Source organism: Pseudomonas sp. TNT2022 ID642 (genome assembly GCF_028656995.1).
GTDB lineage: Bacteria > Pseudomonadota > Gammaproteobacteria > Pseudomonadales > Pseudomonadaceae > Aquipseudomonas.
The window spans coordinates 1-13,535 of the sequence record NZ_JAMDGW010000019.1 but is presented as its reverse complement, the minus strand read 5'-3'; the positions used below and the strand labels follow the sequence as shown (position 1 = coordinate 13,535).

The 13,535-nt window shown below is 57.8% G+C and carries 15 protein-coding genes; 6 read left to right on the top strand and 9 right to left on the bottom strand.

Annotated features, from left to right (window positions below):
- Positions 1 to 70 precede the first annotated feature (70 nt).
- Positions 71 to 772 carry a lipoate--protein ligase family protein gene (locus tag M5G26_RS18310; protein ID WP_134177992.1) on the top strand — a complete coding sequence of 234 codons (702 nt, stop codon included), beginning with the start codon at positions 71 to 73 and terminating at the stop codon, positions 770 to 772.
- 10 nt (positions 773 to 782) lie between these two features.
- Here M5G26_RS18310 and crp read toward each other — a convergent pair whose 3' ends face one another.
- On the bottom strand, positions 783 to 1,427 hold the full coding sequence (gene crp, locus M5G26_RS18305) for a cAMP-activated global transcriptional regulator CRP (RefSeq protein WP_103304388.1): 645 nt from the start codon (positions 1,425 to 1,427) through the stop codon (positions 783 to 785).
- Positions 1,428 to 1,663: 236 nt separating this feature from the next.
- On the opposite strand from crp, the gene M5G26_RS18300 reads away from it, so the two are divergent.
- On the top strand, positions 1,664 to 2,086 hold the full coding sequence (locus M5G26_RS18300) for an OsmC family protein (RefSeq protein WP_003228794.1): 423 nt from the start codon (positions 1,664 to 1,666) through the stop codon (positions 2,084 to 2,086).
- A gap of 237 nt (positions 2,087 to 2,323) precedes the next feature.
- Complete coding sequence (speD, locus tag M5G26_RS18295; protein WP_016983471.1) at positions 2,324 to 3,118, top strand: adenosylmethionine decarboxylase; 795 nt, start codon at positions 2,324 to 2,326, stop codon at positions 3,116 to 3,118.
- A gap of 119 nt (positions 3,119 to 3,237) precedes the next feature.
- On the opposite strand, the gene coq7 is transcribed toward speD, so the two are convergent.
- The 6 genes from coq7 to hemJ form a co-directional block, all read right to left on the bottom strand.
- The gene (gene coq7 / locus M5G26_RS18290) at positions 3,238 to 3,885 is read right to left on the bottom strand and encodes a 2-polyprenyl-3-methyl-6-methoxy-1,4-benzoquinone monooxygenase (protein WP_008077993.1); all 648 of its coding nucleotides are present in this window, start codon (positions 3,883 to 3,885) and stop codon (positions 3,238 to 3,240) included.
- Positions 3,886 to 4,088: 203 nt separating this feature from the next.
- A complete protein-coding gene (locus tag M5G26_RS18285) occupies positions 4,089 to 4,427 on the bottom strand; it encodes a histidine triad nucleotide-binding protein (protein WP_003228789.1) in 339 nt (112 codons plus the stop codon).
- Between the two features lie 81 nt (positions 4,428 to 4,508).
- On the bottom strand, positions 4,509 to 5,297 hold the full coding sequence (locus tag M5G26_RS18280) for an SDR family NAD(P)-dependent oxidoreductase (RefSeq protein WP_034155108.1): 789 nt from the start codon (positions 5,295 to 5,297) through the stop codon (positions 4,509 to 4,511).
- A gap of 61 nt (positions 5,298 to 5,358) precedes the next feature.
- Complete coding sequence (locus M5G26_RS18275) at positions 5,359 to 6,309, bottom strand: DUF805 domain-containing protein (protein WP_273916163.1); 951 nt, start codon at positions 6,307 to 6,309, stop codon at positions 5,359 to 5,361.
- A 78-nt stretch (positions 6,310 to 6,387) separates the two neighbouring features.
- Positions 6,388 to 7,356, bottom strand: a complete 969-nt coding sequence (locus tag M5G26_RS18270) for an NAD(P)H-dependent flavin oxidoreductase (RefSeq protein WP_095122656.1) — start codon at positions 7,354 to 7,356, stop codon at positions 6,388 to 6,390.
- A 33-nt stretch (positions 7,357 to 7,389) separates the two neighbouring features.
- Positions 7,390 to 7,818: a protoporphyrinogen oxidase HemJ gene (gene hemJ, locus M5G26_RS18265; RefSeq protein ID WP_150793336.1), complete on the bottom strand. Its 429-nt coding sequence runs from the start codon at positions 7,816 to 7,818 to the stop codon at positions 7,390 to 7,392.
- A 133-nt stretch (positions 7,819 to 7,951) separates the two neighbouring features.
- Here hemJ and argC point away from each other — a divergent pair, with 133 nt between their 5' ends.
- Both argC and erpA read left to right on the top strand, forming a co-directional pair.
- Positions 7,952 to 8,986, top strand: coding sequence for an N-acetyl-gamma-glutamyl-phosphate reductase (gene argC / locus M5G26_RS18260; protein ID WP_273916162.1), 1,035 nt, complete (start codon positions 7,952 to 7,954; stop codon positions 8,984 to 8,986).
- A 168-nt stretch (positions 8,987 to 9,154) separates the two neighbouring features.
- On the top strand, positions 9,155 to 9,505 hold the full coding sequence (gene erpA, locus M5G26_RS18255) for an iron-sulfur cluster insertion protein ErpA (protein ID WP_008077999.1): 351 nt from the start codon (positions 9,155 to 9,157) through the stop codon (positions 9,503 to 9,505).
- A gap of 71 nt (positions 9,506 to 9,576) precedes the next feature.
- On the opposite strand, the gene M5G26_RS18250 is transcribed toward erpA, so the two are convergent.
- Together M5G26_RS18250 and M5G26_RS18245 are read right to left on the bottom strand one after the other, a co-directional pair.
- Entirely contained in the window at positions 9,577 to 10,668 is a 1,092-nt protein-coding gene (locus M5G26_RS18250) for an anhydro-N-acetylmuramic acid kinase (protein ID WP_273916161.1), read from the bottom strand.
- Between the two features lie 3 nt (positions 10,669 to 10,671).
- Positions 10,672 to 12,090 carry a peptidoglycan DD-metalloendopeptidase family protein gene (locus M5G26_RS18245; RefSeq protein ID WP_273916160.1) on the bottom strand — a complete coding sequence of 473 codons (1,419 nt, stop codon included), beginning with the start codon at positions 12,088 to 12,090 and terminating at the stop codon, positions 10,672 to 10,674.
- A 212-nt stretch (positions 12,091 to 12,302) separates the two neighbouring features.
- On the opposite strand from M5G26_RS18245, the gene tyrS reads away from it, so the two are divergent.
- Complete coding sequence (tyrS, locus tag M5G26_RS18240; RefSeq protein WP_273916159.1) at positions 12,303 to 13,502, top strand: tyrosine--tRNA ligase; 1,200 nt, start codon at positions 12,303 to 12,305, stop codon at positions 13,500 to 13,502.
- Positions 13,503 to 13,535: the final 33 nt, after the last annotated feature.

The window sequence follows — 13,535 nt, the reverse complement described above, 5'->3', positions numbered from 1 at the left end:
TGTGGGAGTGAGCCTGCTCGCGAAGGGTTCATCGAAACCTCTGAAGATTTCCATATTGCCGGAGCCCTCCATGTCGCTGCCAACCCCGCTGACCATTGAAGCCGGCCTGCAAGCCGAACAGGACTTGCTGGCCTCGGTCTGCGCCGGCGACGCAGAGTTCGGCCTGCTGTTCTGGCAACCCAGCGATCGCGCCCTGGTCATGCCTCGCCGCCTCAATCGTCTCCCCGGTTTCGACCACGCCTGCGAAGTCTCCGCCGCCGCTGGCTGGCCCGTCCTGCTGCGTGAAACCGGTGGCGAACCCGTCCCGCAATCAGCCGCCACAATCAATATCGCTCTGGTTTACGCACCACCACGCAGCGAAGGCGATCTGAACCGCATCGAAACCGGCTACCACCGTCTCTGCGATCCGATCTGTCAGTTGCTGGATGAATTGGGCGGCACATCATCGTTGGGCGAAATCGATGGCGCGTTCTGCGACGGCCGCTTCAACGTCAATCTCGACGGCCGCAAAATGGTCGGCACCGCCCAGCGCTGGCGCCAGAGCCAGGGCGGCCAGCGTCCGGTCGGTCTGGTGCACGGGGCGATGCTGATGGATAACGAGCGCGAATCGATGGTCGCCGCGGTCAATCGCTTCAACGAAGCGTGCGGCCTGGAGCAACGCGTGCGGGCTGAAAGCCACATCGCCCTGCATGAGAAATTCAACGCGCCACAGGCCTTGGCGCGTCTCGATGAGCTGTTTCGATTGATGCTGGCGCAGATGTACAGCGCCTGACGTTACCGGTTTACCGCGTTCCGAAGACCACCATGGTCTTGCCTTTCACATCGACCAGGTTGCGTTCCTCAAGATCCTTGAGTACGCGACCGACCATCTCCCGCGAACAACCGACAATCCGCCCGATTTCCTGACGGGTCACCTTGATCTGCATGCCGTCCGGGTGAGTCATCGCATCCGGTTGTTTGCACAGTTCCAGCAGGCAACGCGCGACTCGACCGGTTACATCGAAGAACGCCAGATCGCCAACCTTGCGCGTGGTGTTGCGCAGACGTTGTGCGATTTGTCCGCTGAGTACGTAAAGAATGTCCGGATCCTGTTGCGACAATTCGCGGAACTTGGCGTAGCTGATTTCCGCGATTTCACATTCGACCTTGGCCCGCACCCAAGCGCTGCGCTCTTGCTCTTGGCCGGCTTGTTCGAACAGGCCCAGTTCGCCAAAGAAATCCCCGGCGTTGAGGTAAGCGATGATCATCTCGCGGCCATCATCGTCTTCGATCAGGATCGTCACCGAGCCCTTAATGATGAAGTACAGCGTGTCGGAGCGATCGCCCGCACAGATGATGTTGCTCTTGGCCGCATGGCGACGGCGCTGACAATGCATCAACAGCTTGTCGAGGTTCTTGATTTTGGGTGTGGGGGTAATAGCAACCATGGTTGTATCCCGAAAAGACTGCACGGTGATGTTTGGTTTTTTTATGAGGCGCTGAAGGCGGTCGCTACACAGCTGGCATGGGCGCCAGCGAATTGGCGCCAGCTTAACAGACACTTCGTCGAAAATTCGAGAAATTACCTACGTCGCGGAGGCATCCGTCCTAGGAACGTGGCTCGCTGTCCGGGCGAAGCCCTGTGCTAAGCTGGCGACCCTTTTTTTACAGTGGAGTCTGGGCGATGAAGGCACGCATCCAATGGGCTGGCGAAGCCATGTTCCTCGGCGAATCCGGTAGCGGTCATGTCGTGGTGATGGACGGTCCGCCGGACGCCGGTGGTCGTAATCTGGGTGTTCGCCCGATGGAAATGCTTCTGCTGGGCGTAGGCGGTTGCAGCAACTTCGACGTGGTCAGCATTCTGAAGAAGTCCCGTCAGGCGGTTGAAAGCTGCGAAGCCTTCCTTGAAGCCGAGCGCGCGACTGAGGATCCGAAGGTGTTCACCAAGATCCACATGCATTTCGTGGTCAAGGGCCGCGGCCTGAAAGAAGCCCAGGTCAAGCGTGCCATCGAGCTGTCCGCCGAGAAATACTGCTCCGCTTCGATCATGCTCGGCGCGGCTGGTGTTGCGATCACCCACGACTACGAAATCGTCGAACTCGGTTGAACCGACATTCAACTATCATAAAAGCAGTGCAGACTCTGGCGATCCCCCGCTGACGTCTGCATAATGCGCCACTTTTTTCAGGGCAGTGATCGGTCAGCCGACGGATCAGCCGCCTGAACAGATAACCAAAATCGCCATCGCGAAGAGGTGTTAACCGTCCTACGCAGGTGCGTCGTTCGCACTTGACGGGCATGCTTGATCACGCGGCCGGGCCGCATACATAGAGAGTTTTTAACGGTGAAAAGCAAACTCAAGCTCCACGGGTTCAATAACCTGACAAAGACCTTGAGCTTCAACATCTATGACATCTGCTACGCGGAAACCCCGCAAGACCAGCAGGCTTACGTCGAGTACATCAATCAAGAGTACAACGCGAAACGCCTGACGCAGATTCTCACAGAAGTTGTCGAGATCATTGGTGCCAACATCCTGAATATTGCCAGTCAGGACTATGAACCTCAGGGCGCCAGCGTCACGATTCTGATTTCTGAAGAGCCGGTAACCCCGACTGAAAGCCAGATTGAAGAGTCCCCGGGTCCATTGCCCGAAATTATCCTGGCCCACCTCGACAAGAGTCATATCACGGTGCACACCTACCCGGAAATCCATCCGGACGACGGTATTGCAACCTTCCGTGTGGACATCGATGTGTCGACTTGTGGTGTCATTTCACCGCTTAAAGCGCTCAATTTCCTCATTCACCAGTTCGATTCGGACATCGTGACTGTGGATTATCGTGTGCGCGGCTTCACCCGTGACGTTGAAGGCAACAAGCACTTCATCGATCACGAGATCAACTCCATCCAGAACTACCTTTCCGAAGACACTCGCGACGCGTACCAGATGACCGACGTGAACGTGTACCAGGAAAACCTGTTCCACACCAAAATGCTGCTGAAGAACTTCGAACTGGATAACTACCTGTTCGGCGACGCCACCAGCAACCTGTCCCCCGAGCAGCGTGCTCAGGTGACCGATCGGGTGAAACACGAAATGCTCGAAATCTTCTACGCGCGCAACATGCCGACCTAAGATTCCCGGGCACAAAAAAAGGCGACTGTCTCAGGACAGTCGCCTTTTTTATTGTTGAAACAAAGACCCCTGTGGGAGCTGGCTTGCCAGCGATGGGGCCTTGTCCGGCAATACACTTCTCAAATCCGATAAGTACTCTTGGTCATCACCTTGGCCAGAATACTCATCCCGAACTTCACCGGCGCCGGAAAGCGGAACCCGCCAGCCTCCAGTGCACTTTCGGCATGATGTTCTTCATCAATGCGCATCTGCTCCAGAATCGCCCGGGACTTTTCATCCTCAGCCGGCAATTGCTCCAGGTGTTCATTCAAGTGCTTGCACACCTGATGTTCGGTCGCCGCAACAAAACCGAGGCTGACCTTGTCGCTGATCAACCCGGCCACCGCACCAATCCCGAACGACATCCCGTAAAACAGCGGATTTAAAACGCTGGTATGGCTGCCCAACTGATGAATACGTTGTTCGCACCAGACCAGATGATCAATCTCTTCTTCGGCGGCGTGCTCCATGGCCTCGCGCACCTGAGGTAGCTTGGCGGTCAGCGCCTGTCCCTGATACAGCGCCTGGGCGCAGACTTCACCGGTATGGTTGATGCGCATCAGGCCGGCGACGTGGCGGGTGTCTTCGTCGCTCATTTGCGTGTCCGGCTGCAAAATCGCTGGCGACGGACGGTACGGCTGGCCACTGAAGGGCAGCAGGGTACGCATCGCGGCATCGGCTTGCAGCAGAAGACGGTCAATCGGCGAGTAGTGACGTTGGGTAGTCATGCTGACCTCCGGGAAGAATCTCGACGGCCAGTTTAACCGAATCGGCCGGGGGAAGGTTTGCGCTGGGTCATCAGTCACACTGGATGTGCTTTTTGCTTTATGTAGGAGCTGCCGAAGGCTGCGATCTTTTGATCTTGTTTTTGATACTCGAAGATCAAAAGATCGCAGCCTTCGGCAGCTCCTACACACAGGTTTGCTGGGTATCAGCCCGGCGGCCAGTTCATCTGACGCTGACCGAGTACGTGCATATGAATGTGATAGACGGTCTGCCCACCCTTCTCATTGCAATTCATTACGACACGGAAACCTTCTTCGCAACCCAGTTCCAGTGCCAGACGCTGCGCAGTGAACAGGATATGCCCGGCCAGTGCCTTGTCGTCTTCGGTCAGGTCATTGAGGGTGCGTACCGGTTTTTTCGGGATGACCAGAAAATGCACCGGTGCCTGAGGGGCGATGTCGTGGAACGCCAGAACCTGGTCGTCCTCGTAGATGATCTTGGCCGGAATTTCCCGGTTGATGATCTTGGTGAACAGAGTATCCACTGCTGTTTTCTCCGTTGTTTGGGCTGGTCTGAGTGTACGCAGGGCGGCTTATCCCGCCCAGTGTTTTACCTGTAGGGCATTTCAGCGCGGGCAGTAAGCCTTGTTGACCATGCCGACAATGGTACGGTTGAGCCAGCGCGAACCCAGTCGCGGTAAAAACGCGAACCAGCGGTTGCGCCGCCCCGGAATGATGATGGCGCGGTTCTTGTCGAGGGCGCGCACGGTGTACAGCGCCACCTCCTCGGGGCTCATCAACAATTTGCTGTCTTTGAGTTTGTCGCTGTTCAGCTGCGCCGTGCGGAAAAATGCCGTGCGTGTCGGGCCTGGGCAGAGCACCGAAACCTTCACCGCGCTTTGTTTGAGCTCAACCCGCAAGGCCTCGGAGAAGTGCAGAACATACGCCTTGCTGGCGTAGTAAGTGCTCATCCACGGGCCTGGGTTGAAGGCGGCCACCGAGGCGACGTTGAGAATCTGCCCGCCACCCTGCAGCGCCATGCTGTTGCCGATGGCGTGGCAGAGACGGGTGAGGGCGAGGATGTTCACTTCGATCAGGTCCTGCTCGGTCATCCAGTCCTGTGCGAGAAACGGGCCGCAGGTGCCGATGCCGGCGCAATTGACCAGCAAGTCGATCTGTCGGTCACCTTCTTCCAGTTCCAGCAGGAAGCCGGACAGACGCAATGGCTCACCCAGATCGCAGGCGCGGAACAGTACCTCGACGCCAAAACGCTGGGTCAATTCGATCGCAATGCTTTCCAGCTGATCACGCTGTCGGGCCACCAGAATCAGGCTGCGGCCACGCCGGGCCAGTGCTTCGGCCATCGCCAGGCCGATGCCGCTGGAGGCGCCGGTGATCAGTGCGTAACGGGTCATGCAATTCTCCATCGCAACAGCTCCGCGCCGGCGACGCGGGTGTCACGGCGGGGAGCGCTGTTCATTCTTTCGCAGAGTCTACAGGGGCCTGCGCCGCTTCGGCTGCCTCGTCGGCGGATTCCGCTGGCGCTTGGACCTCTACTTCGACTTCATCAGTGGTCACCGAGCCACTTTCGTAGCTGCTTTCCAGATTGCTTTCATATTCCTGCTGGATGGCCGAGATCCCGCCGAGCATTCCACCGACAAAGATCAGCGCGAAGAACACGATCCACAGGGAGCACAGCACTTTCACGGCGGTGCTGTTGGGCGGCGGGGGAGGGCCATAGCGATTGGCGCCGGTATTGCCCGGTACGACCATGATCACCAGCGGAAAGAAACTGCCCACGAACGGCACCAGGTTCAGCAACCAGAGCCAGCCCGACCAGCCGATATCGTGCAGACGCTGAACGCTGAACAGAATGCTGACAATCAGGAAGGCGATAAACAGGAAGAAGGCGAAGATCCCGCCGATGATCAGGCCGGTAGTGGAGTCGCCCGCGACCAGCCCCAGAGCCAGCAGAGCGAACACGCCTACAATTGGCAAGGTCACCAGACTCAGCACCATTGTCCACGCCAGAAAGCGCAGGCGTCCGATCCGGCCTTCGACGCTGAACGGCTTGAGCGTGGCGAACGCTGACAGACTTTCGCCAACACTTGCGCGAGGCGGTGCATACGGCGAGTCCGGTTCGGCCACAACGGCGGTGTGCTCATGGACGTCCGCCAGGTTCAGCTCGATTGCCGTTTCAGCTTCGATGCGTGCATCAATTCCGGTTTTGCTCAGCGCTTGCAGATAGGCCTGCGCATCGCTGTGGGACAAATCACGCTTGAGTGCGACGCTGCGACCGCTGAACAGGCGTTCGATCGCGGCCACATCGCTTTTGAACAGATCTGCCAAATTGAGTTTGGCAGTGGTGATATCGACACCGGGCTGTAGAGCTCCGTCGAACACGATCTTGTAACGGGGTTCGCTCATGGCCGAGGCATCCTTGTCGCGAATGGATTGAAAGGTCAGCAGTGTAAGGCCAGTCCATTGGGGCTGGCCTGATTTTTCTTAGCGTGGCCAGCGTTGCGGTAGCTGGGCTGCGCGTTCCTGTGCCTGGCGATACTCGGCGTCCAGCCGTGCGATCAATTGATCCACGCTCGGCAGGTCATCGATCTGCCCTACGCCTTGACCGGCCGACCACACAGTCTTCCAGGCTTTGGCTTCATCACTGATCGGCTTGAGCTTGTCACCGAAATTGACTTCACCCTTGCCTTGCAGAGCAGCCATATCGAAACCGGCCGCCTCCAGGCTCTGACGCATAAAACTCGCCGGCACTCCCGAGACCGCTGGAGTATGGATGATGTCCGCAGCCTTGGCTGTCAGCAGCATCTCCTTGTAGGCGTCAGGCGCATGACTTTCGGTGGTGCCTATAAATCGCGTACCGAAGTAGGCCAAATCCGCGCCGAGCAGCTGCGCGGCGAGAATCTCATGACCGTGGTTAAGACATCCTGCAAGCAGCAGGGTTTTATCGAAGAACTGGCGGATCTCGGCGATCAGCGCAAAAGGACTCCAGGTGCCAGCATGGCCCCCGGCGCCAGCCGCCACGGCAATTAACCCGTCGACACCGGCTTCGGCGGCTTTCTCGGCGTGGCGGCGGGTGGTCACGTCGTGGAAGACCAGGCCACCATAGCTGTGTACCGCGTCGACCAGTTCCTTCACCGCGCCGAGGCTGGTGATGACGATTGGCACTTTGTGCTCGACGCAGATGTTCAGATCCGCCTGCAAGCGCGGGTTACTGTTGTGCACGATCAGGTTCACCGCGTACGGCGCCGGGTTGTCCAGTGTCGCCAGGCCCGCTTCGATCTGTTCCAGCCAGGCTTTGAACCCGCTGCTTTCGCGCTGATTCAAGGCTGGAAAACTGCCGACTACACCGTTACGGCAGCAGGCGAGCACCAGCTCAGGGTTGGAAATCAGAAACATCGGCGCCGCCACTACAGGCAGACGCAGACGTTGTTCGAGCAAAGCGGGCAGCGACATTATGGATACCCCAAAGATCTGTAGTTGTTGAAGTTAGAACGGCTTGACCACGACCAGAATTACGATAGCCAGCAATATCAGAACCGGCACTTCATTGAACCAGCGATAAAAGACATGGCTGCGGGTGTTTTCGCCACGGGCAAAACGTTTTACCTGCGCGCCGCACATGTGGTGGTAGCCGATCAGCAACACGACAAGGGTCAGCTTGGCGTGAATCCAGCCACCCATGCTGAAGAGGCTCGGGTTGAGGTAGATCAGCCAGCCGCCGAAGATCAGCGTCGCGATCATCGCCGGGCCCATGATGCCGCGATACAGCTTGCGCTCCATGACACTGAAGCGCTCTTTGCTGATCGTGTCTTCGCTTTGCGCGTGATACACGAACAGACGCGGCAAGTAGAACAGCCCGGCAAACCAGCAAACGACGCTGACAATGTGAAAAGCTTTGATCCATAGATAGAGCATTTTTAGTTATTCCAGGTTCACGGTAAGCCGGATAGTAGAGGCTTGAGCGTCCGCACGTCACCTTGACGGTTGTCGCAGGCGCGCGCGGCCCCTATTATCGACGGCTTTCCAGTGGGTTCTTTGAGGGCAGGTTATGGTCAAGGTCGGTATCGTCGGCGGCACGGGTTACACCGGTGTCGAACTGCTGCGTCTGTTGGCGCAGCATCCGCAGGCAGAAGTGGTAGTGATCACTTCCCGATCCGAGGCCGGTCTGGCCGTGGCTGACATGTACCCGAACCTGCGCGGACACTACGACGGCCTGGCCTTCAGCGTCCCGGACATCAAGACCCTCGGCGCTTGCGACGTAGTGTTCTTCGCTACACCGCACGGTGTGGCTCACGCATTGGCCGGTGAATTGCTGGCGGCGGGCACCAAGGTCATCGATCTGTCGGCAGACTTCCGTCTGCAAGACGCTGAAGAGTGGGCCAAGTGGTACGGTCAGCCGCACGGCGCACCGGAGTTGCTGGACGAAGCGGTTTACGGTCTGCCGGAAGTCAATCGCGAGCAGATCAGGAAAGCTCGCCTGATCGCCGTGCCGGGTTGCTATCCGACCGCGACGCAGCTGGGTTTCCTGCCGCTGCTTGAAGCCGGTCTGGCGGATGCTTCGCGTCTGATCGCCGACTGCAAATCCGGTGTCAGTGGTGCCGGTCGTGGTGCGGCTGTAGGCTCGTTGTACTCCGAGACATCGGAAAGCATGAAGGCCTACGCGGTGAAAGGTCACCGTCACCTGCCGGAAATTCGTCAGGGTCTGCGTCGTGCAGCGGGTAAGGACGTTGGTCTGACCTTCGTTCCACATCTGACCCCGATGATCCGTGGCATCCACTCCACGCTCTACGCGACGGTGGTTGATCGCTCAGTGGATCTGCAGGCACTGTTCGAAAAGCGTTATGCCAACGAACCGTTCGTCGACGTGATGCCGGCCGGCAGCCATCCGGAAACTCGTAGCGTGCGTGGCGCCAACGTTTGCCGTATCGCCGTTCACCGTCCGCAGGATGGCGATCTGGTGGTGGTGCTGTCGGTGATTGATAACCTGGTCAAAGGCGCGTCGGGTCAAGCGGTGCAGAACATGAACATCCTGTTCGGGCTGGACGAGCGCTTCGGTCTGGCCCACGCCGGTATGCTGCCGTAACACTTTAAGTCGCATAGCAAAAAGGCCCGTCAAACGGGCCTTTTTGCATTGTAAGCAGCTCGTCGGCTTTATTGATATACCGTAACAATAGTTGACCGATTTTCTAGGACAAGCGGATAATGCGCGTCATCACGCATTATGGCGGCGTAACGCCGGGAGATAGTCAGCATGAGCGTCGAATCCTTCACCCCCACGGCTTTGCAATTCACCCACGGTGCCGCGCACAAGGTGAAGAGCCTGGTCGATGAAGAGGGGAATGATCGCTTGAAGCTGCGCGTATTTGTTACGGGCGGCGGTTGTTCAGGGTTTCAGTACGGCTTCACTTTCGATGAGGATGTGGCCGAGGACGACACCATCGTCGAGCGCGAAGGCGTGAGTCTGGTGGTAGATCCGATGAGCTTCCAGTACCTGGCCGGTGCTGAAGTGGACTACCAGGAAGGTCTGGAAGGTTCGCGTTTCGTGATCAAGAACCCGAACGCCACCACGACATGTGGTTGCGGGTCTTCGTTCTCGATCTGATCGCTCCTCGCTTCAGATAACAAAACGCCGCAGAGCCTTACGGTTCTGCGGCGTTTTGCTGTGCGTGATGTTTAGGCGGGATAGATCGCACCCAGCACCCGCAACCCGCGGGCGCCGGTGACGCTTGGGCGGTTGGCAGCGATGCCTTCGAGGCAGCAATGGGCCAGCCAGGCAAAGGCCATGGCTTCGACCCAGTCCGGGTCAACGCCGTGAGTGGCGGTGCTGGCGACCGTTGCGTTTGGCATCAGGTCGGCCAGACGCTTCATTAATGTGGCGTTGTGCGCGCCACCGCCGCAGACCAACAGTTCCTGGGTATCAGTCTGAGCGTTTTGCAGCGACTCGACGATCGTCAACGCGGTCAGCTCAAGCAACGTCGCTTGCACATTCTCGGCAGCAAAGGCTGGCAGGTGCGAGAGATGTTGTTCCAGCCAAGGCAGGTTGAACACTTCGCGGCCGGTGCTTTTCGGTCCCTTGGTGACGAAGAACGGGTCGCTGAGGAGTGCGTTTAGCAGTGTCGGCTCGACTGTACCTGTTTTAGCCCAGTCACCATTGCGATCATAATTTTCGCCGCGTTGCTGGTGAATCCAGGCGTCCATCAGCACATTCCCAGGGCCGCAGTCGAAACCGGCTACAGGTTTGGTCGGCTCAATCAGACTCAGATTACTGAAACCGCCGACATTCAAGACGGCCTGGTTACCGGTACGCTCTTCAAATAACGCTTCATGAAATGCGGGCACCAGCGGAGCGCCTTGGCCGCCGGCCGCCACATCGCGACTGCGGAAGTCGCTGACTACGGTGATACCGGTCAGCTCAGTCAACAGAGCGGGGTTGCCGATCTGCACGGTGAAACCGCGCGCCGGCTCATGGCGGATGGTCTGGCCGTGGCTGCCGATCGCACGAATGTCTCGTGGTTTGAGCTGCTGCTGATCGAGGAGGGTATGAATGCCCTGCGCCGCGAGCTTCACCCAGTTCTGCTGGGCAATCGCCGAGCGGGCGATTTCATCGGGGCCGCTGGCGCACAAGCCAAGCAGCTCTGTGCGCAGGGGGGCGGGCATGGGAATGTAGTGCGTGGCGACCAGTTTGATCGCCGAGGTCTGTTCGATCAGGGCAATGTCCAGACCGTCGAGACTGGTTCCGGACATCACGCCGATATACAGGGCCATGACTTAGCGCTTGCTCGAAGCCAGCATGGTGGCCTTCTCTTGATCCATGCGCGCCATCAGCGGTTGGCTCTGTGCAAGGAAGCGAGCACGTTCGGCTTTGGCAATCGGATCAGCCATTGGCAGCTTCTGCCCCAGCGGATCGACGTGAACACCATTGACCTGGAACTCATAGTGCAAGTGTGGGCCGGTCGAGAGGCCTGTAGTACCGATGTAGCCGATGACTTGGCCTTGCTTCACGGAACCGCCAGTCTTCACGCCTTTGGCGAAGCCTTGCATGTGGCCGTACAGCGTGCGGTAAGTGTTGCCGTGCTGGATGATCACCGTGTTGCCGTAGCCACCGCGGCGACCTGCCAGCAGTACTTTACCGTCGCCGGCAGCCTTGATCGGCGTACCGCGTGGCGCAGCGTAATCAACGCCTTTGTGGGCGCGGATCTTGTTGAGAATCGGGTGCTTGCGGCCCATGGAGAACTTCGAGCTGATGCGGGCGAAATCCACCGGTGTACGGATGAACGCCTTGCGCATGCTGTTGCCGTCAGCCGTGTAGTAGCTGCTGTTGCCTTGCTTATTGGTGTAACGCACGGCGGTGTAGGTCTTGCCACGGTTGGTGAAGCGGGCAGACAGGATCGGACCATTACCGACCGCTTTGCCGTTGACCACTTTCTGCTCGTAGATCACATCGAATTCGTCGCCTTGGCGGATGTCCTGAGCGAAGTCGACGTCGTAGCCGAAGACGCTGGCCATATCCATGGTCAGGCTATGAGAGAGGCCGGCACGGGCTGCGGATTGCGAAAGCGAGCTATTGATGACGCCATGGACGTAAGCAGTGCGGACGGTCGGTTTCGCGGTAACCCGGTTGAAGGCATAACCCTTGTCATTCTTGGTCAGGGTAATGGTTTCGACGTCGCTGACCTTGCTGTGCAGGCTGGTCAGTTGGCCTTGCGGATTCAATTCGAATTCGAGTTTCTGGCCGTGTTTCAGCTGGCTGAACTGTTTGGCTTGCTTGTCGCTGGCCAGAACTTCGTGGACGGAGGCCGCCGGCAGACCGACCTTTTCGAACAAGGTCGACAGCGTATCGCCCTTGGCGACGATGACTTCACGGTGCCCTGGGGCTTTCGGCGTTTCAGCGATTGGCGCAGGTACGGCCTCTGCGGTTTGTGCGGTGTTTTCGTCAGTGTTTTCGATTTGAGCAAACGGAGAAGCTACTGGCTCATTTGTGGCTTGAGCGGCGTCAGCAGCGTCTTGATCTTGTGTCAGTTGTTCAGCAGGACTTTCCAGTTCAAGGCTCAGGGTCGTCTTTTTGGCTTCAACATCACTGGAAGGGAATACCAGGAGAGCCAGGCTAAGAAGGGCGGCGATTCCACTTGCGGCGAGCAGGTGGGTCTTCGGGTAAAGCGGCGGCGCTTTAGACGGTTCTGTGGTCATAGGTAATTTTGACTTTGAAAAATGATGAATTGGAAAAGATGAATGACATGATGAAGATGAAATAACTGTATAAAATATAACCAAATCATCTCTGAAGCAAGTCTACAGACATCGCGTCTGTGGATTGGTGTCCGTGCGCCGGGCAAAACTTGTAATTGGTGCGCGATCTTGTATGGTTGGTTCCCTTTGAATCTGAGCCTTGCGGGTCTGTTATGAAGTCGGTTGAAGAGCAGCTAGCGCTGATTAAACGTGGTGCGGAAGAACTGTTGGTCGAGTCCGAGCTGGTCGAGAAGCTCAAGCGCGGCCAGCCGCTGCGTATCAAGGCTGGTTTCGATCCAACCGCTCCGGATCTGCACTTGGGTCATACCGTGCTTATTAATAAGCTGCGACAGTTCCAGGAGCTGGGGCACCAAGTGATCTTCCTTATAGGTGACTTCACTGGGATGATCGGTGATCCGAGCGGCAAGAGCGCCACTCGTCCTCCGTTGACTCGCGAGCAGGTTCTGGAAAACGCCGAGACGTACAAGACTCAGGTTTTCAAGATTCTCGACCCGGCGAAAACAGAAGTTGCGTTCAACTCCACCTGGATGGACAAGATGGGGCCGGCGGACTTTATTCGCCTGACTTCGCAGTACACCGTCGCGCGCATGCTTGAGCGTGATGACTTCGACAAGCGCTACACCACCAATCAGCCAATCGCGATCCACGAGTTCCTCTATCCTTTGGTGCAGGGGTACGACTCGGTTGCACTGCGTGCGGATGTCGAGCTCGGTGGTACCGATCAGAAGTTCAACTTGCTGATGGGGCGTGAGTTGCAGCGTGGATATGGTCAGGAGGCTCAATGCATTCTGACCATGCCGCTGCTCGAAGGTCTGGATGGCGTGAAGAAGATGTCCAAGTCATTGGGCAACTACGTCGGCATTCAGGAAGCGCCGGGTGTCATGTACAGCAAGCTGGTTTCGATTCCGGATGCGTTGATGTGGCGTTACTTCGAGCTGCTCAGCTTCCGCTCGATGGATGAGATCAATGCGCTGCGTGCTGATGTAGAAGCCGGCGCCAATCCGCGTGACGTCAAAATCAAACTGGCGGAAGAGATCGTCGCGCGTTTCCATGGTGAGGAGGCTGCGGCCAATGCTCATCGTGCAGCGGGCAACCGCATGAAGGATGGCGAGCTGCCGGATGATCTGCCGGAGATCGAGTTGGTCTCTGCTGAAGACATGCCGATTGCAGCTGTCCTTAATAAGGCAGGCCTGGTGAAGAACTCTGCAGCGGCGCGCGACTTGTTGGCGTCAGGCGGTGTGCGTGTGGACGGTGAGGTGGTTGATCGCTCCTTTATATATGTACTGGGCGCGACCCACGTTTGCCAGGCGGGCAAGAAGGCATTTGCGCGTATTACGCTCAAATCCGAGTAAAGCTGAAAATAAGGGTTGACGGCGAATTTCAGA